Genomic DNA, 18,212 nt, shown 5'->3' on the forward strand with positions numbered 1-18,212 from the left:
CCATCCTCCAGCCCCATGCCGCGCATCCTCGCCATCGACCACGGCACCGTACGCATCGGCCTCGCCCTCAGCGACGAGACCGAGATCGTCGCCAGCCCGTTTAAAACGATCGATGCCAGTCACGAGCCCGAACGCACCATCGCCCGCATCGTGACGGAAAAGCACATCGGCAAAATCGTCATCGGCATGCCCTTTCGCATGAGCGGAGAGCGCGGCAGCGCCGCCGAGCGCGTGGAAAAATTCGCCACCAGCCTCGGCAAGGAGCTGCAGCACTCCGTCCCCATCGAGTTCGTCGATGAGCGCCTCTCCTCCGTCGAGGCCGAGGCCTCCATGTCACGCGCCGGCATCACCGGCAAAAAGGAGCGCAACGAGATCGTCGATCAGCTCGCCGCCGTCGTCATCCTTCAAGAATACCTCAACCAGCAGCGCGGCCCCGCAGGCTTTCTGCTCCCCGACGAGTCATACGAACTCTCCTGGACCGATGAGCCGAAGCGACGTCGAAAGTAAGGCCGGCAGGCATCACGGCCCCCCGCCGGGATTCAAACGCCTGCGCCTCACCATCGCCTACTGCGGCACCCCATGGCGCGGCTGGCAGAGCCAGGAAGGCGGCGGCGGCATTCAGGACGAAATCAACACCGCCATCCGCAAAGCCACCCGCATCGAAACACGCGTGCAGGGCAGCGGCCGCACCGACGCCGGCGTCCACGCCCTCGCCCAGACCGCCCACTGCGACGTCCCCGACACCGTGCGCATGAGCACCGAGGCCTGGGCCCACGCCCTCAACGCCTGCCTCCCCCTCACCATCCGCATCCTCAACGTCGAAGAATGCCCGCCCCTCTTCCACGCCCGCTTTGACGCCGCCGGCAAAACCTACCGCTACCGCATCTGGCGCCCCCGCATGCTCTCCCCCTTTGAAGCAGACCGCGCCTGGCACGTCTACGGCCCCCTCGACCTCGACGCCGTCCGCTGGTGCTGCGAAAAACTCGTCGGCACGCACAACTTCGTCCGCCTCTCCGCCAACCGCGGCGACATGCCCGAAACCGAGCGCCGCCAGCGCACCGAGAAAACCACCCGCACCATCCACCGTGCCGAACTCCGCGAAGACGGTGACCTCCTCACCCTCGAATTCTCCGGCGACGGCTTCCTCTACAAAATGGTCCGCCTCATCGTCGGCAGCCTCATCCACGTCGCCCGCGGCCGCGAACCCAAAGAATGGTTCGCCCGTCTCCTCACCGACCCCACCGGCCCCCAAAGCAATCAAACCGCCCCCGCCTGCGGGCTGTATTTGGTCAGAGTGGAGTATCCCCAAGGACCCATTTGAAAATGTCTCGAAGGCCAAGGGCCTTCCTTCATGCAGCCCAGGGGTGCCGAGCTTTAGCGAGTGCTCCCCTGGGTGACTGACATCCTGACCGGGAAGCAAACCCAGGACACCGCCACACCCTGCGCCCTCCAGCAGCGTCTGCCATGCGCCCCGCCGCGCTGTTCAGTGAATCACGAGGATATGACTCCCAGTTCTCTGCTTGCCACATTCAACCATCTCATACCATGGACGCATACCCGCCCGTAGGTTGGGTGTGGCGACAGCCCGCCCGACCATGAGCGCGTGAAAACTCCCCATCCCCACCTGCCGCCGCCCAGCTGCGCCGATGCATCGTCGCGTGTTGCCTCCCGCCACCCTCCAACAAAATTCCACGCCCCTTGTAATTTATCTTTCCTCCCTATGCGGCTCTTTCATAGGCTCAAACCCACCGCTGTCTCCGCCAGCCACCCATCACCCCTTCTCCCAGCCCATGCCTCTTCTCTCCACCCACATCCTTGCCGAATACTCAATCTCCCACGGCCTGGAGCTCTTCATCGTCTTCGGCTTCGCCGGCATCCTCATGGCCATCGCTGGCTACAAGCTTTTCGACAAGCTGACCCCGGGCAATCTCCATGCCGAAATCTTCGAGCACAAGAACATCGCTGCGGCCATCCTTGCCGGCAGCGTGATCATCGGCGTGTCGCTGATCCTCGCGGCTGCCATGAGCAGCTAACGCTCCCTTCCGTCGCATGAAACGCAGCAATGTCATCATCCTCACGCTGGCGGGCGTGGGCCTGGGTGTCACCGGCTACAATCGCATGACCGAGCCGGTGAACGTTCACAGCACGGCCGTGCTGCCGCCCGAGTCCCTCAGCCCCGCCATGCGCGCCAGCCTTCCCGCCTTTGTGGCCGGGAATGACGTCTCGCGCCAGAGCCCTCCGCACAACGCCTACGACCCCCAGCTCGGCTACTACCACCAGCCCTGCAATGGCTGGTTCCCCTACCCCTATGATCACTACGATCAGCGCTGGGGCTACTACCGCTGCGGCAGGTGGTCGCGTTATCACAGCACCAGGGCCTACCCTTCATCCTCCACCTATTTCCGCAGTGGCTTTGCAGGTTCGGGTTCATCGAACAACACCGTTCCCTCCACTCCCACGAGCCCTCCGGCGATCAACAACGACTACGCACGCCAGCCCACCGGAGCCCCCATCCACACCGGCGTCCCCCAGAGCCAGGCCGGCATGACACGCTCCGCCTTCACCAGCCGTGGCGGCTTCGGCAGCACCGGGCATTTCTCCGGCTTTTTCTCCGGCTCCTGATACCTCCGTGCAACGCATCACCGAATCCCCCCGCCCCGACTGGCAGGCCCAGGTCGAAGCCCTCGGCCTCACCTTTCACACCGCCGACGACCATCCCTACTGGGACGAATCCGCCCACTACCGCTTCTCCAGCCGCGAGATCGACCAGCTCGAGCAGGCCACCGCCGAACTTCAGCGCATCAGCATCGCCGCCGCTGAGCGCGCCATCCGCGATAACTGGCGCGACCGCCTCGCCATCTCTCCACAGGCTTGGCAGGAAATCATCCACTCCTGGGACCGCGACGACCTCTCCCTCTATGGCCGCTTCGATCTCATGTGGGACGGCTCCGGCCAGCCCAAAATGCTCGAATACAACGCCGACACCCCCACCAGCCTGCTGGAGGCCTCAGTCGTCCAGTGGCAGTGGCTCCAGCAGACCCGCCCCCACGCCGATCAGTTCAATTCCATCCACGAAAAACTCCTCACCGCCTGGCCCTCCTGGCCGCAGCAGCAGATCCATTTCTGCGCCCAGCGCGGCTCCGAAGAAGACTGGCGCACCCTCCTCTATCTCATCGACACCTGCCGCCAGTCGGGCAAAACCACCCTCGACCTCGCCGTCGAAGACATCGGCTGGAACGCCGGCATGCAGAGCTTCGTGGACCAGCAGGACCACCCCATGGACCTCCTCTTCAAGCTCTACCCTTGGGAGTGGATGTGGCTGGAGGATTTCTCCTGCCATCTCCCCGGCCGCTGCCAGCGCTTCATCGAGCCCGTCTGGAAAATGCTATGGAGCAACAAAGCCTTCCTCGTCCTCCTATGGGAGATGTTCGAAGGCCACCCCAACCTCCTCCGCACCTCCTTCAAGCCCGACGGCATGCGCGACCACGTCGAAAAGCCCTACTTCAGCCGCGAAGGCACCAACGTCCGCATCGTCCAAAACGGCAGCCTCCTCGAAACCACCGACGGCCCCTGGCATGCCCAGCCCAAGGTTTACCAGGAGCTTCACTCCGATGTCAGCTTCTCTGGAAACCACCCCGTCATCGGCTCCTGGATCATCGGCGGCGAGCCCGCCGGCATCGGCATCCGCGAAGACACCTCCCTCATCACCTCCAACACCAGCCGCTTCATCCCCCACTGGTTCTGAGCGCACTCATCGCTTCCATCACCTGCGGCTCGGCGGAGCTCACTCAAACTTCAAAGCAAAGAGGTCGGCGTCAGACATGACAAACCTCAGCTTGATCACCGTGCCCTTCAGCTTGGACACATCGCTCTCCTTCTTCCACGTCACCACGCGGGAGATGTGGTCCCCGTAAATGGGATCGCACTCACTCAGCGAGAAGCCAGGCACTGGCTTGCCTTGTGCATCCTGAATTTCCACCTGCATCTGGCCTGCGGCGCTTGTCGCGTAGTTGATCGTCAGTTCCTTGCCCTCAAAGGTCAGCGGCCGGGTGATGAACTCGCCGCCTTCCAGCGGCGCATTCACCGACACAAACCCGTCCAGCCGCAAAGTGTAGCGCCTGCCGTTTGTCAGGAACAAAGACAGCTCCGTGTCCCCCGTCTGATGAATGCCGATCGCCGCGTAGTTTGCCCGGTTGGCCCAGCCCTCATTGCTCAGTCCGGGCCGGATCAGGCTCTGTGTGAAAAGGCGGTCATACACCTCCCCGCCCCGCGTGCTCATAAAAAGAACATCCGTGGCCGCACCCCGCTTCTCCATGAAACGGGTGGGCAGCGCCAGGTAAAGGTGGGGTGCCCTGAAATAGGGCTGCGTGCATGCGGTGTACAGATGCTCTCCCGGCAGATTCGCCTTCATCTCCACAAACGGCGTCCAGTGGATGAAATCCTCCGAGGTGGTTCGGGCGATGCCACGCAATCCACCGATGAAGCGGCGGAAATAGCAGACGTAGCATTGCTCGGCCTCGCTCCAAAAGGCATAGTTCTGCGAGTCAAAGTACTTGCCCCATGCCTCCGGAATCACAGGCTCCTCTCGCAGCTTTTTCCAGTGGATGCCATCGGGTGAGACAAACGCTTTCAGGCCTCCTGGGCCACGCTTCTCACGCACCGCCTGCTGCTGCGGCTGAAAGGCCAGACCGCCCAGCGCCTTGTATTTCTCATCGGCAGGCACACCCGGCCGGGTGTCAATGAATGGCGTGAAATTGTGATTCACCATGAACTCGTTCATGAGGACAATGTTGCCTTCGGGAAAGGCAGGATGCTCATGCAGGCCCAGCTTCGGCAGCTTCCAGTGAATGCCATCCGCACTCTCGGCATAGAGCGTCACCTCGCCGTCGTGATAGGCTTCGATGCCTTGGTTCTTCCACGTCACTTTGGGGTCTTTGTCACCCCGGTAGTAAAACTGAAACTTGTCCGGCGCTCGCAGCACCGTGGCGTAATGGCCATTCGGCCTTGGCTGCGTCACCGGAGACATCAGCTGCGGCTCATGCAGCTTGAGTGTCGTGTTTTTCAGCTCCCCCACCAGCAGGCGGTCCACAAACAGTTCACGGCGTGACCCGATGGCCACCGCATCTTCCGCACCTGCTGCTACCTCCCCCCAAACCAGCACTCCCAGGATTGAAAAAAGGATACGAGGCAGCCCTGACTGGCAGCGAATGATTGAGTGGAAATTCATGGGGCAAAAATGGAGTTCTCCGCCCGCCTAAGAAACATCGACGCGGCGGACAGGAACGGTAATAATCTGCGGAATCTTCGGCCAAGCCTTCGGGATTCGTCATTCGGATTTCGTCATTCGTCATTTGAAACCCACCCCTCCTTGCGGCATGGACACTCCCCCCTTGCTGCCCCATGCCCCACGAAGCCCAAATCGCCCGCCGTCGCTCTTTCGCGATCATCTCGCACCCGGACGCCGGTAAAACGACCCTCACCGAAAAGCTCCTGCTCTACGGCGGCGCGGTTGCGCTCGCAGGCTCCGTCACTGCGCGCAAAAATCAGCGCGCCACCACCTCCGACTGGATGGAGCTGGAAAAGCAGCGCGGCATCTCCGTCAGTTCCACCGTCCTCCAGTTCGAGTACAAAGACAGCGTGGTAAACCTCCTCGACACCCCCGGTCACAAGGACTTCTCCGAAGACACTTACCGCGTCCTCACCGCCGTCGATGCCGCCATCATGGTCGTCGATGCCGGTAAAGGGATCGAGGCCCAGACGCGCAAGCTCTTCGAAGTCTGCCGCCGCCGTGGCGTCCCCATCTTCACCTTCATGAACAAGCTCGACCGCCCCGCGCGCGAGCCACTCACCCTCCTCGACGAACTCGAAACCGTCCTCGGCATCGGTGCCTGTGCCATCAACTGGCCCCTCGGCCTCGGCCAGCAGTTCCGTGGCGTCTATGATCGCCGCAAAAAGGACGTCCATCTCTTTGAGCGCACCGTGCACGGTGCCTACCGCGCCCCCGAAAAAGTTGGCGGCCTCGATGACGACTTCGTCGCCCAGCACACCGTCCCCGAAGCCCTCGAACAGGCCAAGATGGAGCTCGAAATGCTCGACGGCGCAGGCCATGCCTACGACCGCACCAAGATCGATCGCGGCGAGCTCACCCCCGTCTTCTTCGGCAGCGCCAGCAACAACTTCGGCGTGCAGATGCTCCTCGACGGCTTCCTCGAACTCGCCCCGCCCCCCGAGCCCCGCATGGCCGCCGACGGCCGTGTCATCGAGCCCACCGCCGAAGGCTTCTCCGGCTTCGTCTTCAAGATCCAGGCCAACATGGACCCCCGCCATCGCGACCGCATGAGCTTCGTGCGCATCGTCAGCGGCAAGTTCGAGCGCGACATGCAGGTCACCCACACCCGCACCGGCAAGCTCGTCCGCCTCGCCAACTCTCAAAAGCTCTTCGCCCAGGATCGCGAAACCGTCAACGAAGCCTACGCGGGCGACGTCGTCGGCATCGTCGGCAATCACGGCTTCGGCATCGGCGACACCCTCGCCACCGACCCCAAGCTCAAGTTCGACGAAATCCCCCGCTTCGCCCCCGAAGTCTTCGCCTACCTGCACAACCCCAGCACCGCGCACTACAAGCGCTTCCGCGACGGCCTCGAGCAGCTCCTCAGCGAAGGCGTCGTCCAGCAGTTCATCCAGCCCCACGCCGGCCAGCGCGTCCCCCTCCTCGGTGCCGTCGGCCCCCTCCAGTTTGAAGTCGTGCAGTTCCGCCTCGAAAGCGAATACAACGCCCAGAGCCGCCTCGAAAACGCCCCCTACACCGTCCTCCGCTGGGTCCGCACCAAAGACGGCGGCTCCATCGAAGACTTCGACATCCCCAGCGGCGTCGCCACCGCCCAGGACGCCGAAGAACGCTGGGTCGTCTTCTTCTCCGACCAGTGGGCCATCAACTACTTCGAACGCCGCAATCCAAATGCAGAGCTTTCCACCATTCCATGGGATGAGGTGGAGAAGGCGAAGGTTTGATTTGAGTTGCCCGTACGCGCATTCATCCGCCATGCTCTACGCATGACCGCCGATGAAATCGCCACCGCGCTCAAACTGGTTCGCGAAGAAACTGACTTAAATTCCAAGTCCCTCCTCCTCGCAGGACTCGTCTCCGAGCTCTTCCGCGAGCGTGGCTTTGAGCCTGTGGTTGTCGGCGGCTCCGCCATCGAGTTCTACACCGACGGCGCCTACATGTCCGGCGACACCGACATCTGCTGGACCGGCTGGCCGCAGCCCAGCATCGATGAGCGCGGTGAAATCATGCGCCAGATCCCTGGCATTCAATGTCGCGGTGCCAACAAGAGCTGGACTGTCGAAGGCCTGTGGGTTGATCTGCTGGGAGAGATTGATTATCGCTCCGAGAAGGAGTTTTCCCGATTCTATACTCCTCATGGAGAAGTGAGATTGATTCCCGTGGAGGATGCTCTCGTCGAGCGGATTTACTCCGCCCGGAAGTGGGTCGGTCGATACGATGAAAAAGATGACGACTGCGCGAAAAAGATAATGGCAGCCGTTGTCTCTGGTCGGCTCCCTATCGACTGGAACGAAGCCTATCGTGTGGCCGCTTCTTCCAAATTTGATTGCGTACCCGAATTCAACGCTGTGAAGACCGAAGTGGAAGCCGAACTGGCAAAATCCAAGTCCTGAGCTAATCTATCATTATGACGCCCTCGAAACTCAAATCCAGCCCCGAGCGCACATGGACCTGGGAGCAGTGGCAGGCCGGCCGCGCCGAGCGCCGCCGGATTGGGAATCTCGTGGCTCCGAAAAACATCCGCCGCGAGAAAAGTGAAGGCGACGAATACCTCCGCGAAACCTACGACGGCGAACGCGGCCCGCCCTTCAACAAGCCCTTTGATCCTTCCGCAGACGAGAAGTAACGGTGGGTTCGCATGAACCCCAAAACCGTCGTCATCACCGGCTGCACCCGCGGACTCGGCCGTGCCATGGTCCCGCTCTTCATCAAAGCCGGCTGGAACGTCGTCGGCTGCGGACGCAACGCCGCCCAAATCGCCGACCTCGCACGCACCTTCCCCGCCCCACATCATTTCCAAACCTGCGACGTCTCCCGCGCATCCGACATCGCCACCTTCTGCGCCACCCTCCTCGAAAAATTCGGCGCACCTGATCTCGTCCTCAACAACGCCGCCATCATCAACCCCAACGCCCCCCTCTGGGAAACCAGCGCCGAGGACTTCAGCCGCATCATCGACATCAACATCAAAGGCCCCGCCGCCATGATGCGCCACCTCCTCCCCGCCATGCTCAAGCGCGGCAGCGGCGTCATCGTCAATTTCTCCTCCGGCTGGGGCCGCTGCACCGCCTCCGACGTCGCCCCCTACTGCGCCACCAAGTACGCCATCGAAGGCCTCTCCATGGCCACCGCTCAGGACACCGGCGGCAAGGTCGCCGTCATTCCCATGAACCCCGGCATCATCGACACCGACATGCTCCGCAGCACCTTCGGCTCCAGTGCAGGCGGTTTCCCCGATGCCGAAGACTGGGCCCGCCGCGCCGTCCCCTACTTCATCAAACTCGGCCCCAAAGACAACGGCAAGCCCCTCACCGTCCCCGGCGGATAGGCCTCCGGCCTGTCACCGGATCGAGGCGTCCCGCCTTGGTCTGATCAGTCAGCATTGGCTCCCATGTCCTCAGTCTCTCATCTCAGACTCTCCGATCAAAAATTCCGCGTTCTCCGAATCTCTGCGGCGCATCTCTTGATCCAGACCTCATCAAATCTCTGCGTTTTTCCAATCTCTGCGGTGTAAAATCAGCCCTCCCTTCTCCCAATGCGCCTCCTCATCACCGCCGGCCCCACCCGCGAGCCCATCGACCCCGTGCGGTTTCTCTCCAACCGCTCCTCCGGCCGCATGGGCTACGCCCTCGCTGAAGCCGCCCACGCCGCAGGCCATGAGGTCATCCTCATCTCCGGCCCCGTCACCATCTCTCCCCCCTCCGGCATCCAAATCATCCGCGTCGAAACCGCCCGTGAAATGTACGACGCCGTCCGCACCCATCTCCCGGGCTGCACCGCCGCCATCTTCAGCGCCGCCGTCGCCGACTACCGCCCCGCCCACGCCGCCACCCAAAAAATCAAAAAGTCCGCCACCACCCTCACCCTGGAGCTCGAACGCACCGAGGACATCCTTGGCTCCGTCCGCTCCACCTTCGGCTTCCAGGGCTTCCTCGTCGGCTTTGCCGCAGAAACAGAAAACCTCATCCCCCACGCCCAGGACAAGCTTCGGCGCAAAGGCTGCGACCTCATCATCGCCAACGACGTATCCCAATCAGGCATCGGGTTTGACAGTCTGGAAAACGAAGTCACCCTCTGCCTCCCCGGCGGTCACTCGATTCCCCTCCCCAGGCAGTCGAAAACCGCCCTCGCGCGCGAACTGATCGCGCACATCTCCCGTCTCTCATCCCCCCACGCTCCGCAGTGAAAGAACTCCTCGCCACCGCCACCGCAGCCGCCCACGCCGCCGGAAAACTCATCACCGAAAACTTCGGCTCCGAACTCACCGTCAACGAAATGCAGCGCCACGACATCAAGCTCGAGCTCGATGTCCGCTCCCAGAAGCTCATCACCGACATGATCCTCGCCCGCTTCCCCGACCACGCCATCCTCGGCGAGGAAGGCGGCGAAACCGGCGGCAACGGCGACATCGAATGGATCGTCGATCCCATCGACGGCACCGTAAATTACTTCTTCGGCATCCCCCACTTCTGCGTCTCCATCGCCGCCCGCAAACGCGAATCCAAAGAGCTCCTCATCGGCGTCATCTTCGACCCCATGCAGAACGAAACCTGGACCGTCATCCGTGGCGAAAAGCCCCACCTCAACGGCAAGCCCATCGCCGTCAGCAACCGCGCTGAAATGGCCGAAGCCGTCGTCACCGTCGGCTTTTCCAAGAGCAAAGAAGCCCTCGATCTCGGCTTCGAGCGCTACAAGCGCATCGCCTACGAAGTCCGCAAAACCCGCATGCTCGGCAGCGCCGCCCTCGCCATGGCCTACATCGCCACCGGCCGTCTCGATGCCTACGTCGAAGAACAGATCAGCCTCTGGGACATCGCCGCCGGCCAGCTCATGGTCGAAATGGGCGGCGGCAAAGTCATGCTCAAGCCCAGCACCACCAAGCCCGGCACCATGTTCATCTGCGCCTCCAACGGCAAGCTCCCCATCGAGGAGTACCTTTAAGAACCCACTGAGCCATACCGCAGTGGAAAAAACCGCAGAGAAAAATACTCAAAACTCAGATCTCTGCGTTTTTCCAATCTCTGCGGTGTAAATCATTCCGTCTTTCCCCAACCGCGCATGCCCTCCGCCCCCGACACCCGCGAAGTCATCCTCGAAGCCCGCGATCTCACCCGTGAGTTCGACGGCGTGAAGGCGCTCGACCGCTTCAGCTTCCAGCTCCATCGCGGCGAAGTCCTCGGCCTCCTCGGCGCCAATGGAGCCGGCAAGACCACCGCCATGAACTGCCTCCTCGGCCTCACCTTGCCGACCTCAGGCGAGCTCAACGCCTTCGGCCTGCCTCTGCAGAAGCACCGCATCGAGATCCTCCAGCGCTCCAATTTCTCCTCCGCCTACACCGCCCTCCCCGGCAATCTCCTCGTCTGGCAAAACCTCAGCGTCTTCGCCCGCATCTACGGCGTCCCGAATCCCAAGAAAAAAATCGCCGAGCTCATGGAGCTCCTCGAAATCTCCCACCTCGGCAAGCGCGTCACCGGCCAGCTCTCCGCTGGAGAATCCACCCGCGTCAATCTCGTCAAAGCCTTCCTCAACGACCCCGAGCTCCTCATGCTCGACGAGCCCACCGCCAGCCTCGACCCCGACATCGCCGACAAGGTCCGCAAAGTCGTCCGCAAAGTCCAGCGCGAGCGCAACATCGCCATCCTCTACACCTCCCACAACATGCGCGACATCGAGGAAGTCTGCGACCGCGTCATCTTCCTCCACAAAGGCAGGATCGTCTGCGAAGGCACTCCCGCAGACATCGTTGCCCAGTCCAGCAGCGACAACCTTGAGGATGTCTTCATCAAAATCGCCCGTGACGGCGAGCTTCTCGACGAACCAAAGAAAGAAGAATCAGCCCTATGAATTTCCGCATCATCAGCGCCCTCGTGATGCGCTACCTGTTTCTTTACGCCCGCAGTCCCATGCGCCTCGTCGAGCTCGCCTTCTGGCCCGTCGTTGACCTCGTCGTCTGGGGAAACGTCACCGTCTTCATCCAGAAGAACACCAATCCCGAATTCGGCAGCTACGTGCTCTTCTTCCTCGGCGGCATGATCCTCTGGGACATCATGTTCCGTGCCCAGCAGGGCGTTGCCATTTCCTTTCTGGAGGACGTCTGGACCCGCAACCTGCTCAATGTCTTCGTCGCCCCGGTTCGTTCCTCGGAATACATCAGCGCCACCTTCATTGTCGGCGTCCTGCGCATTCTCATCACAGCCGTCGTGCTCAGCCTCATCTCCTGGCTTGGTTACGCCTTCAATGTCTTCCAGCTCAGCTGGTGGCTCATCCCATTTTTCGCCAATCTCATGCTCTTCGGCTGGGCGCTCGGCATGATCTCCACCGCACTCATCCTGCGTTGGGGGCTCGCCGTCGAATCTCTCGCCTGGGCCATCCCGTTCTTCTTCCAGCCCGTCGTCGCCGTTTTCTACCCCGTGGAAAACATGCCCGCCTGGTCACAGCCCATCGCCTGGTGCTTCCCTCCCACCTACATCTTCGAAGGCATGCGCTCCGTCATGAAAACCGGCACCATGGACTGGAACTACCTCTGGCTCTCCGCCGGCCTCAACCTCATCTACCTCACCCTCGCCGGCTGGCTCTTCGTCTGGGTCCTCAACCTCACCCGCAAACGCGGCCTCCTCACCAAGTTCGCCACGCAGTAAGTAGCTCGGGCAATCCTGCCCGAGTATAGCGCCCCCGCAAAGACCCACCGCCATTGCGCCACCCAGGCACGCTCTCCATTTGGACTGCGGTTGCGCAGCGAGGAACGAGCGCAGCTACCGCTTTCCGCGGGTCGGTCAGCTCACGCATGCCCAGGTTGCTCGACAGTGCCCAAAGCATGCTGTGTTCCCAAACAACCGTTCAGCCACCGTCAGCTCCCCTCACTGCTCCCACGCCCCCGCCGCCCGCATCACCGTCTCATGCACGGCCACATCATGCGCCGCATCCCACGCCAGCTTCTTCTCGCCGCGCACCACCGTTGCCAGGTCCGTAAACTCCCCCGCATACCGGTCCTTCGGCACCTCCAGCTGAAACGACTGCGCCCCCTTCTTGTAAGCACCACGCGCCTTCGTCAGCGACAGGTTCACCTTCCCGCTCTCCATCGGCACAATCTCAAACGTCCCCTCCGTCCCCGTCACGTTAAAGCGCCGCCTCGGCCCGCCAAACGGGTCCGCATGATTCACCCGCACCACTGCCGTCGCCTTCGCATACTGAAGCACTGCCATCTGGTTGTCCTTCACGCCATCATCCCGCGTCGGCGTTGAAAAAGCGCTCACCCCCTGCGGCTTGCCCAGGATCGTCACCACCGCGTCGATCACATGGCAGCCCAGCTCAAACAATCCCCCGCCCGGCAGCGCCCCCATAATGCTACGCTGCCTCGCATCCCCCAGCTTCCCCATCGCTGCATCGATCTCCGTGATCTCCCCCAGCCACCCCTCGCGCACCGCTTGGAACAGCAGCTCAAACGCCGGATTATAGCGCAGCATATACCCCATCTGCACCGTCAGCCCCCGCTTCTCCGCCTCCAGCCGCATCGTCTTAAACTCCGCATGCTTCAGCGCCCCCGGCTTGTCCAGATGCACATGCTTCCCCGCCTCGATGCACCGCAGCGCCGTCGCACACGAATCCTCCATCCGCGTCTCCACCGCCACCGCCTTCAAATCCGGCGTCCCCAGCAGCTTCTCCTCCGTCAGCGTCGGCACTCCCTCATACCCCTTCTCCTTCGCCACCACGCCCACCACCTCCCAGAGCTCCGGCAAAGCGCGCATCGCCGCCATCTTCCCCGCCGCATGCGCATGCTCCGTCCCGATCTGCCCTATGCGCAATCTGGCGCTGCCACTGGCAGCAAAAGCGGTGGACCCACAGGCAAGGAGAAAGGCGCGTCGTTTCATGGCAAATCCTAACGACGCAAAGCGGTCATTCCTCACGCCAACTTTGCCCCCGTCACCTCACGGCTTCTTTTCGCCCTTCTTCACAGGCTCCGGCAGCACCTCCGCCATCTGCGCCGCCGTCAGTTCAAACTCCACCACACCACGTTCCTCCGCATGCCACACGCTGGCCTTCTGCGCGTCGATCCACTCATCCCGCGTTCGCTTCAGGATCACTTCCTGCTCTCTCGGCGTCCACATCCGGATTTCGAAGCCCTGGTTTTCATCCGTCTGCCACTGCTGGCTGCGGTCCCGATAGCTGGACCACTGCCTCTCCCTCTGCACCAGCCCCAGAGACAACACCCGGTTCTCCTTCAGGTCCAGGTCTTCCAGCACCAGGCAAAAGTCATCACTCAAATCACGGCCTCTCACATGCACAGGGCGGGTGGGTTCTTCCGTCAGGATGGAAGAAGACACCCGGTGCGCCCGGCCATGCATCTCCCACGCATCTCGCAGCCAGGCATAGGCATTGCACTCCAGCCTCAGTCCCGGGCGGATCAGAAACTCGTTCTCCTGCGTCCAAAACTGCCGGAACGGAACCGTCGCCACGCGTTTCATTTCATGCACCACCAGCCGCAGCCGCCAGCGTCGCGTGATGGCCTCCTCCCGTTTCAACCGCAGCGCCTGCATCACCTCCACCAGCGTTTTACGCCCGTTGTACATCTCGTTGTTCCCAATCTGCTGCCGCCAGAGCGTCGTGGCTGGGTAGTGTTTGAAAAGCACGCGTGCATGATCTTGGTGCAGCCACGCGTCATACCCGTTGTCATTCACCTTCAGGTCGCTGTAGCTCCCCTCCGGCGGCCAGGTGGCTTGGTCATCCACCGGCGCAAATTCCGCGATGCTCGCCACCTCGTCTTTGCCCAGACCTGCGATGCGCAGTGTCGGCCACAGCCCGCGTCCCGGCGTCTTGTCCGCAGGGTCCGCCTTCCCCATCTTCAGGCTGAGCTTCGCTGCGTTCGCATACTTCAGCGCAGGCGGTGTGATCCAGTCGGTTCGCCACGCACGCGCTATCAAAGGCGCGGCCACCAGCGTCCCCGTCATGCAGCAGGCTGCCATCCACCGCCTCCTCGGCACCGTCACCAGCCACCACGCCACCAGCAGCCCGGCCAGCACACAAAACGCAGCGATGAAACTCCCGCACTGCTCCACATGATGCTGCTCCAGCGTGATGCCGGCCGCCTCTTGCACGCTCCCCGGTATCACCAGCTCAACGCCCACTCCCAGCACCGCCACCACTCCCAGGGCAAACACCTGCCGCGATGTCGATGCCAGCGCAGTCAGCGTTCCGGCCATCCCGCAGACCAGCCCACCGCTCAGCATCACCGCACAGGTCAGGGCATCCCATTGCCCCGTGCCGAGCCCAAATCGCTGCCAGCTTGCACTGACCACGAGTGCAGTCGGCACAATCACCGCACTCATCAAAAAAAGAAGCTTCCCACACCACAGCGCCGACTGCCCGACAGGTCGCGTGAGGCTGAAGGTGTCCGTGTTCGCAGGCATGTCGGCACTCACGCTTCGCCAGGCCACCGCCGCCGCCATCAGCATTGTCCCGACTTCCAGCCACAGGTCCAATCCTGCGATGGACAGTTTTGAAAACATGGCCCTTGCCTCATGCGCACGATGCCATTGCCTCATGAGGAGCACCGACAGCCACAGCAGCACCATGCCGTACTGGTGCCGCCACTCAGCCCGGCATTGATGAAACATTCGGTAGGAAAAGGATGGCGCGTTCATAGTTGGCGAATCTTCCAGGCTCGTTTCTCAGGCACGTACTCACAGTCTTCCACCTTCAGGCGGCGGAAAAACGGCCACCTCTCGCTGACCGGCATGCGCTTGTCCCAGAAGTTGCTGCCATCGGCGTTGAGCAGTTTCAGGTAGGGATGCGCGACGCTCCTTGAAGTGAGATCTCCGCCGATGGACAGCCAGCGCAGGCAGAGGGCAAAAGCTTCCGCCGAGCCAAACTCCGCCGCACGGCTCAGGGCGCGCGCGCTCTTGTTGGAAGGAATCAGCGGCACCGTGTCTTCGAACTGCTTGCTCACCACCGCCTCAACCGCCGGCCTCCTCTCTGGCACTTTGTCCAGTGCGTGGATCAGCCCCCCGTTGAAATCGTTGGGCGCTTCCTTCAGCATCCTTTCGGCAGCATCAGGATCATCCTTCCAGGCGATCAGCAGTTCGTCTGCACCGGGCGGCAGCACCACGCTGGAAAGGATCTGCGGCTTCAGCCTCTTGGCCGCCTCCGCCCAGCCTTTGCGCACCACCAGGTCAGCCAGCATCGCCTGACTCGGCGCGCGGTCGATCAATAGCTCCCGCTGCTCCTCGGTCACGTAACGTTCCAGCTGGTTGTTCGGCGGCTTGTTCGACCAGCCAGGCCACGATTGTCCACGCAGATCCAGCATCAGCGGCAGATGGTGGCGGCCCAGGGGTTCAAACGCCTCGGCGATCAGCGGATGCGCCGCATAGGTGTACACAGCCTGTGTGACAGAGGCGGCGGAAAACAGGTCATAAACATACCGCCGTGCCTCCTTCTCCGTGCTCTCCGCCGTCGGTGGCGTCAGGGTGGCCATGCGCTCCTGAAAGGCTTTCATCTCACGCCCGGCATACAGCGCCTTCGACTCAAACCACTGCAGGCTCTTGCCCCAGTTGGAGGGCAGGTCCGCCAGCCTCATCTCCGGCGACTTCCAGTGCTGCTGGGTTTGCCCCAGATACCGGCTGCGCAGCAGAATCAGCCGCGCCTTGGAGAGATCCGCTCCGGTGGGATCTCCCTCCGCATGATTGAAAATGTAGTTCCAGGTCAGATCCACCTGCTGATGCCTCCAGCCGGTATGCTCCCCGCGTTCGCCCGCGATCACCTGCTTCGTCGGCTCCAGCCTCAGCATGCGCTGCTCCGGCAGGTGCAGCAGAATGGCATGCCCATTTTCAGCCACCCAATGCGCCCGCGACTCCACACGCAGCGAAACCGTGAGCGCTCCCGGCTGCGGCCCCGCCGCAGGCATTACGCGCAGGATTTCCCATCTCACATCTTCGCAGGTGCCTTTTGCTCCCGCTGCCACGGGCACATCCAGCGCCAGATCACGCCGATACCAGTCCACCACAAAATCGGTTTCGATGCTCAGAGGCTCATCAAACTTGGGGTGGGGCGCGGAAAAAGCGGCCAGTTGGGTGAGCGGCTGGTCCTTCAGCGTCCACTTGGGAAAATACTCGTCATTCGCCATCAGCAGCGTGCCCTTTGGAAAAAAGTCGCGCAGATTTCTGTCTCCACGAAAAACCTCCATCTGCGGGGAATCAAACGGAGAGCGGCGGTACGGGTTCTTCTCCGTTCTTTCGACATGGCGCACACTCCCCCCTTGGGCCAGGTCACTTCGCTGCGGCCGAAACACCACATGCACCCCCTGCATGTGCGTTTCTTCGTTCACCTCGGCGGTCAGCCTCGGGCCATAGCTCTTCTCGGGCCCCTCGAATCGGGCTTTGGACAGATCCACATGAAACTGAAATTCTGACGACAGCTTTTTCACCAAAGCCGCATCCTGGGCTTCAGGTGGCGAATCTTGCCATGACCAGAACCGCGCTGTGAGCAGCGCCACCAGTCCCGCCACCAGCGTCATCCCCAGCCTTCGCTTGAATGAAAATCGCTGGCTCAGATGCCTCCACGCCAGCACTCCACTCATCACCGCAAACACCACCCACCCTGCTGCCCGCCCCGCCCACGTCTGGTAATAGCTCGCGTAATACTCCCACCACGCCGCCCCTGCGACGTCCAGCATCTTGGACACCCCCACCAAAACCAGCACCACCGTGAGCAGCATCTTCCACAGCTCGCTTCGCTTCCACAGCACCAGCGTGGGCAGCAGCCACGCGGAAAAACCCGCTGCAAAGCACAGCCTCTCCCACATCCCCCGCAGCACATCAGCCGCAGGACGGCCGGAAATAATCAGGTACAGTCCGTTTTGCACCACTACCGGCAGCACGATCAGCAGCAGCCAGATCAGCAGCCGCGCCGTCCAATAGGCCTTGGCAGGCATGGGCCGCGTGCTGATGAAGCTGCGGTCGGTTCCCGGTCGGTCCTCCGGGCACGAAATCAGCAGCGAAAGCCCCGCCAGCAAAATCACCACCGGCACATAAGTCAGCCAGCCAGGCGAAGCCACCCCCGCCCGCATCGGCAGCACCCATTCCAGATTCACCGCCAGGTCAAAACCCAGCAGCCCCAGAAACGCCAGCAGGCGCAGCCGCAGATACCGGAACTCTTTCAGGAATTGATGAAGTGTCATAGGCCAGATGAGGAGTTATCAAAATGACAAGCCTTGATCCTAAAGGTGCAGCCCCGCTCTCCAAATGCCGGTTGGCAAATGCTGGCCTGGCTGTTAAAATGCACCCATGAAGGCTCTCGAAAATTCAGCCCTGCCCACCTTGTCCCAAGACGAGAGGTATGCTGCCGTGGTCGAGAAGCTGAAAAAGCTCGGCGTTCGAGTGGCCCCACGAAACTCATGGAAACAATCGTTTGGCAGCATGGAAGGTAGCGAGCATTTCGACGAGGCTGTTCGCCTCGGTGCGCAATGGCGCGAACAAGCGAACCGCGGCGAATCTTAAGTCCGTAATGTTCCTCCTCGACACCAATCACTATTCTGAATTCGTTCGGAAAAGTGCTGCGGGACTTCGATTGCAAAATCGAATGGAGCTGTCCCAGGTTGATGACTTCTTTCTTGCGGTCATCACTCCTCAGGAGGTACTCAAAGGCTGGCTCGCTGAGATTCAGCCTCATCGGCAGTTGGATCGCGGCGTGCGTTCTTACGCGCAGTTCCAGAACAGCTTGGCTGACTTGCAACGATGGACCTGTCTTCCTTGGAGCGCAGATTCCGCTGACATCTTTGACGGCTTGAAATCCTCCAAGCTCAATATCGGTACCCTCGATCTGCGCATCGCTTCCATCGCGCTCGAATACGGCGCCACGATCCTCACCCGGAATCTCGTCGATTTCGAGAAGGTCCCGGGCTTGCGTGTAGAAAACTGGCTGGATTGAATTCATG

At 61.8% G+C, this 18,212-nt stretch carries 19 protein-coding genes; 15 read left to right on the plus strand and 4 right to left on the minus strand.

The genetic code is table 11. The features are described from left to right. Window positions 1-15: 15 nt before the first annotated feature. The 5 genes from ruvX (at window position 16) to ACFQDI_RS15615 (ending at window position 3,745) form a co-directional block, all read left to right on the plus strand. Window positions 16-507 (plus strand): Holliday junction resolvase RuvX, encoded by a 492-nt coding sequence (ruvX, locus tag ACFQDI_RS15595; protein ID WP_377168382.1) that lies wholly within the window; start codon window positions 16-18, stop codon window positions 505-507. After that, complete coding sequence (truA, locus tag ACFQDI_RS15600) at window positions 482-1,321, plus strand: tRNA pseudouridine(38-40) synthase TruA (RefSeq protein ID WP_377168384.1); 840 nt, start codon at window positions 482-484, stop codon at window positions 1,319-1,321. The genes ruvX and truA overlap by 26 nt, the downstream gene beginning before the upstream one ends. Before the next feature lie 469 nt (window positions 1,322-1,790). Further along, entirely contained in the window at window positions 1,791-2,033 is a 243-nt protein-coding gene (locus ACFQDI_RS15605; protein WP_377168386.1) for a DUF350 domain-containing protein, read from the plus strand. A gap of 16 nt (window positions 2,034-2,049) precedes the next feature. Next, window positions 2,050-2,622 carry a hypothetical protein gene (locus ACFQDI_RS15610; RefSeq protein WP_377168388.1) on the plus strand — a complete coding sequence of 191 codons (573 nt, stop codon included), beginning with the start codon at window positions 2,050-2,052 and terminating at the stop codon, window positions 2,620-2,622. Window positions 2,623-2,629: 7 nt separating this feature from the next. Beyond that, on the plus strand, window positions 2,630-3,745 hold the full coding sequence (locus ACFQDI_RS15615; protein WP_377168390.1) for a glutathionylspermidine synthase family protein: 1,116 nt from the start codon (window positions 2,630-2,632) through the stop codon (window positions 3,743-3,745). 39 nt (window positions 3,746-3,784) lie between these two features. On the opposite strand, the gene ACFQDI_RS15620 is transcribed toward ACFQDI_RS15615, so the two are convergent. Continuing rightward, window positions 3,785-5,227: a glycoside hydrolase family protein gene (locus ACFQDI_RS15620; protein WP_377168392.1), complete on the minus strand. Its 1,443-nt coding sequence runs from the start codon at window positions 5,225-5,227 to the stop codon at window positions 3,785-3,787. Window positions 5,228-5,400: 173 nt separating this feature from the next. Between ACFQDI_RS15620 and ACFQDI_RS15625 the strand changes: the two genes are divergently transcribed. The 8 genes from ACFQDI_RS15625 to ACFQDI_RS15660 all read left to right on the plus strand — a co-directional run bounded on the left by ACFQDI_RS15625 (window position 5,401) and on the right by ACFQDI_RS15660 (window position 11,925). Next, a complete protein-coding gene (locus tag ACFQDI_RS15625; RefSeq protein WP_377168394.1) occupies window positions 5,401-7,011 on the plus strand; it encodes a peptide chain release factor 3 in 1,611 nt (536 codons plus the stop codon). Window positions 7,012-7,053: 42 nt separating this feature from the next. Then, window positions 7,054-7,680: a hypothetical protein gene (locus ACFQDI_RS15630; RefSeq protein WP_377168396.1), complete on the plus strand. Its 627-nt coding sequence runs from the start codon at window positions 7,054-7,056 to the stop codon at window positions 7,678-7,680. Window positions 7,681-7,694: 14 nt separating this feature from the next. Next, window positions 7,695-7,913 (plus strand): hypothetical protein, encoded by a 219-nt coding sequence (locus ACFQDI_RS15635; protein ID WP_377168398.1) that lies wholly within the window; start codon window positions 7,695-7,697, stop codon window positions 7,911-7,913. 12 nt (window positions 7,914-7,925) lie between these two features. Next, window positions 7,926-8,615 carry an SDR family oxidoreductase gene (locus tag ACFQDI_RS15640; protein WP_377168400.1) on the plus strand — a complete coding sequence of 230 codons (690 nt, stop codon included), beginning with the start codon at window positions 7,926-7,928 and terminating at the stop codon, window positions 8,613-8,615. 207 nt (window positions 8,616-8,822) lie between these two features. After that, a complete protein-coding gene (locus ACFQDI_RS15645; protein WP_377168402.1) occupies window positions 8,823-9,473 on the plus strand; it encodes a phosphopantothenoylcysteine decarboxylase domain-containing protein in 651 nt (216 codons plus the stop codon). Next, window positions 9,470-10,228, plus strand: a complete 759-nt coding sequence (locus ACFQDI_RS15650) for an inositol monophosphatase family protein (protein ID WP_377168404.1) — start codon at window positions 9,470-9,472, stop codon at window positions 10,226-10,228. Before ACFQDI_RS15645 ends, ACFQDI_RS15650 begins: the two co-directional genes overlap by 4 nt. 117 nt (window positions 10,229-10,345) lie before the next feature. Then, a complete protein-coding gene (locus ACFQDI_RS15655; RefSeq protein ID WP_377168406.1) occupies window positions 10,346-11,131 on the plus strand; it encodes an ABC transporter ATP-binding protein in 786 nt (261 codons plus the stop codon). Then, on the plus strand, window positions 11,128-11,925 hold the full coding sequence (locus ACFQDI_RS15660) for an ABC transporter permease (RefSeq protein ID WP_377168408.1): 798 nt from the start codon (window positions 11,128-11,130) through the stop codon (window positions 11,923-11,925). Before ACFQDI_RS15655 ends, ACFQDI_RS15660 begins: the two co-directional genes overlap by 4 nt. A 219-nt stretch (window positions 11,926-12,144) precedes the next feature. Here the strand turns inward: ACFQDI_RS15660 and ACFQDI_RS15665 are convergent, their stop codons facing one another. From ACFQDI_RS15665 to ACFQDI_RS15675, 3 genes are read right to left on the minus strand one after another with little or no spacing between them, the layout of a single operon-like run. Further along, complete coding sequence (locus ACFQDI_RS15665; RefSeq protein ID WP_377168410.1) at window positions 12,145-13,155, minus strand: Gfo/Idh/MocA family protein; 1,011 nt, start codon at window positions 13,153-13,155, stop codon at window positions 12,145-12,147. Window positions 13,156-13,212: 57 nt separating this feature from the next. Beyond that, a complete protein-coding gene (locus ACFQDI_RS15670) occupies window positions 13,213-14,925 on the minus strand; it encodes a hypothetical protein (RefSeq protein WP_377168412.1) in 1,713 nt (570 codons plus the stop codon). Beyond that, the gene (locus ACFQDI_RS15675; RefSeq protein WP_377168414.1) at window positions 14,922-17,456 is read right to left on the minus strand and encodes a hypothetical protein; all 2,535 of its coding nucleotides are present in this window, start codon (window positions 17,454-17,456) and stop codon (window positions 14,922-14,924) included. The genes ACFQDI_RS15670 and ACFQDI_RS15675 overlap by 4 nt, the downstream gene beginning before the upstream one ends. Window positions 17,457-17,562: 106 nt before the next feature. Here ACFQDI_RS15675 and ACFQDI_RS15680 point away from each other — a divergent pair, with 106 nt between their 5' ends. Together ACFQDI_RS15680 and ACFQDI_RS15685 are read left to right on the plus strand one after the other, a co-directional pair. Next, a complete protein-coding gene (locus ACFQDI_RS15680) occupies window positions 17,563-17,775 on the plus strand; it encodes a hypothetical protein (RefSeq protein ID WP_377168416.1) in 213 nt (70 codons plus the stop codon). Between the two features lie 7 nt (window positions 17,776-17,782). Continuing rightward, entirely contained in the window at window positions 17,783-18,205 is a 423-nt protein-coding gene (locus ACFQDI_RS15685; RefSeq protein ID WP_377168418.1) for a type II toxin-antitoxin system VapC family toxin, read from the plus strand. Window positions 18,206-18,212: the final 7 nt, after the last annotated feature.

The organism is Prosthecobacter fluviatilis (assembly GCF_042655725.1).
GTDB lineage: Bacteria > Verrucomicrobiota > Verrucomicrobiia > Verrucomicrobiales > Verrucomicrobiaceae > Prosthecobacter > Prosthecobacter fluviatilis.

Excerpts from the sequence above, each read along its gene's own strand:
- ACFQDI_RS15670 (WP_377168412.1), bottom strand. The coding sequence starts at position 14,925 with ATGAACGCGCCATCCTTTTCCTACCGAATGTTTCATCAATGCCGGGCT.
- ACFQDI_RS15605 (WP_377168386.1), top strand. The coding sequence starts at position 1,791 with ATGCCTCTTCTCTCCACCCACATCCTTGCCGAATACTCAATCTCCCAC.
- ACFQDI_RS15645 (WP_377168402.1), top strand. The coding sequence starts at position 8,823 with ATGCGCCTCCTCATCACCGCCGGCCCCACCCGCGAGCCCATCGACCCC.
- ACFQDI_RS15620 (WP_377168392.1), bottom strand. The coding sequence starts at position 5,227 with ATGAATTTCCACTCAATCATTCGCTGCCAGTCAGGGCTGCCTCGTATC.
- truA (WP_377168384.1), top strand. The coding sequence starts at position 482 with ATGAGCCGAAGCGACGTCGAAAGTAAGGCCGGCAGGCATCACGGCCCC.
- ACFQDI_RS15680 (WP_377168416.1), top strand. The coding sequence starts at position 17,563 with ATGAAGGCTCTCGAAAATTCAGCCCTGCCCACCTTGTCCCAAGACGAG.
- ACFQDI_RS15625 (WP_377168394.1), top strand. The coding sequence starts at position 5,401 with ATGCCCCACGAAGCCCAAATCGCCCGCCGTCGCTCTTTCGCGATCATC.
- ACFQDI_RS15665 (WP_377168410.1), bottom strand. The coding sequence starts at position 13,155 with ATGAAACGACGCGCCTTTCTCCTTGCCTGTGGGTCCACCGCTTTTGCT.
- ACFQDI_RS15655 (WP_377168406.1), top strand. The coding sequence starts at position 10,346 with ATGCCCTCCGCCCCCGACACCCGCGAAGTCATCCTCGAAGCCCGCGAT.
- ACFQDI_RS15640 (WP_377168400.1), top strand. The coding sequence starts at position 7,926 with ATGAACCCCAAAACCGTCGTCATCACCGGCTGCACCCGCGGACTCGGC.
- ACFQDI_RS15660 (WP_377168408.1), top strand. The coding sequence starts at position 11,128 with ATGAATTTCCGCATCATCAGCGCCCTCGTGATGCGCTACCTGTTTCTT.
- ruvX (WP_377168382.1), top strand. The coding sequence starts at position 16 with ATGCCGCGCATCCTCGCCATCGACCACGGCACCGTACGCATCGGCCTC.
- ACFQDI_RS15610 (WP_377168388.1), top strand. The coding sequence starts at position 2,050 with ATGAAACGCAGCAATGTCATCATCCTCACGCTGGCGGGCGTGGGCCTG.
- ACFQDI_RS15675 (WP_377168414.1), bottom strand. The coding sequence starts at position 17,456 with ATGACACTTCATCAATTCCTGAAAGAGTTCCGGTATCTGCGGCTGCGC.
- ACFQDI_RS15685 (WP_377168418.1), top strand. The coding sequence starts at position 17,783 with ATGTTCCTCCTCGACACCAATCACTATTCTGAATTCGTTCGGAAAAGT.
- ACFQDI_RS15635 (WP_377168398.1), top strand. The coding sequence starts at position 7,695 with ATGACGCCCTCGAAACTCAAATCCAGCCCCGAGCGCACATGGACCTGG.
- ACFQDI_RS15630 (WP_377168396.1), top strand. The coding sequence starts at position 7,054 with ATGACCGCCGATGAAATCGCCACCGCGCTCAAACTGGTTCGCGAAGAA.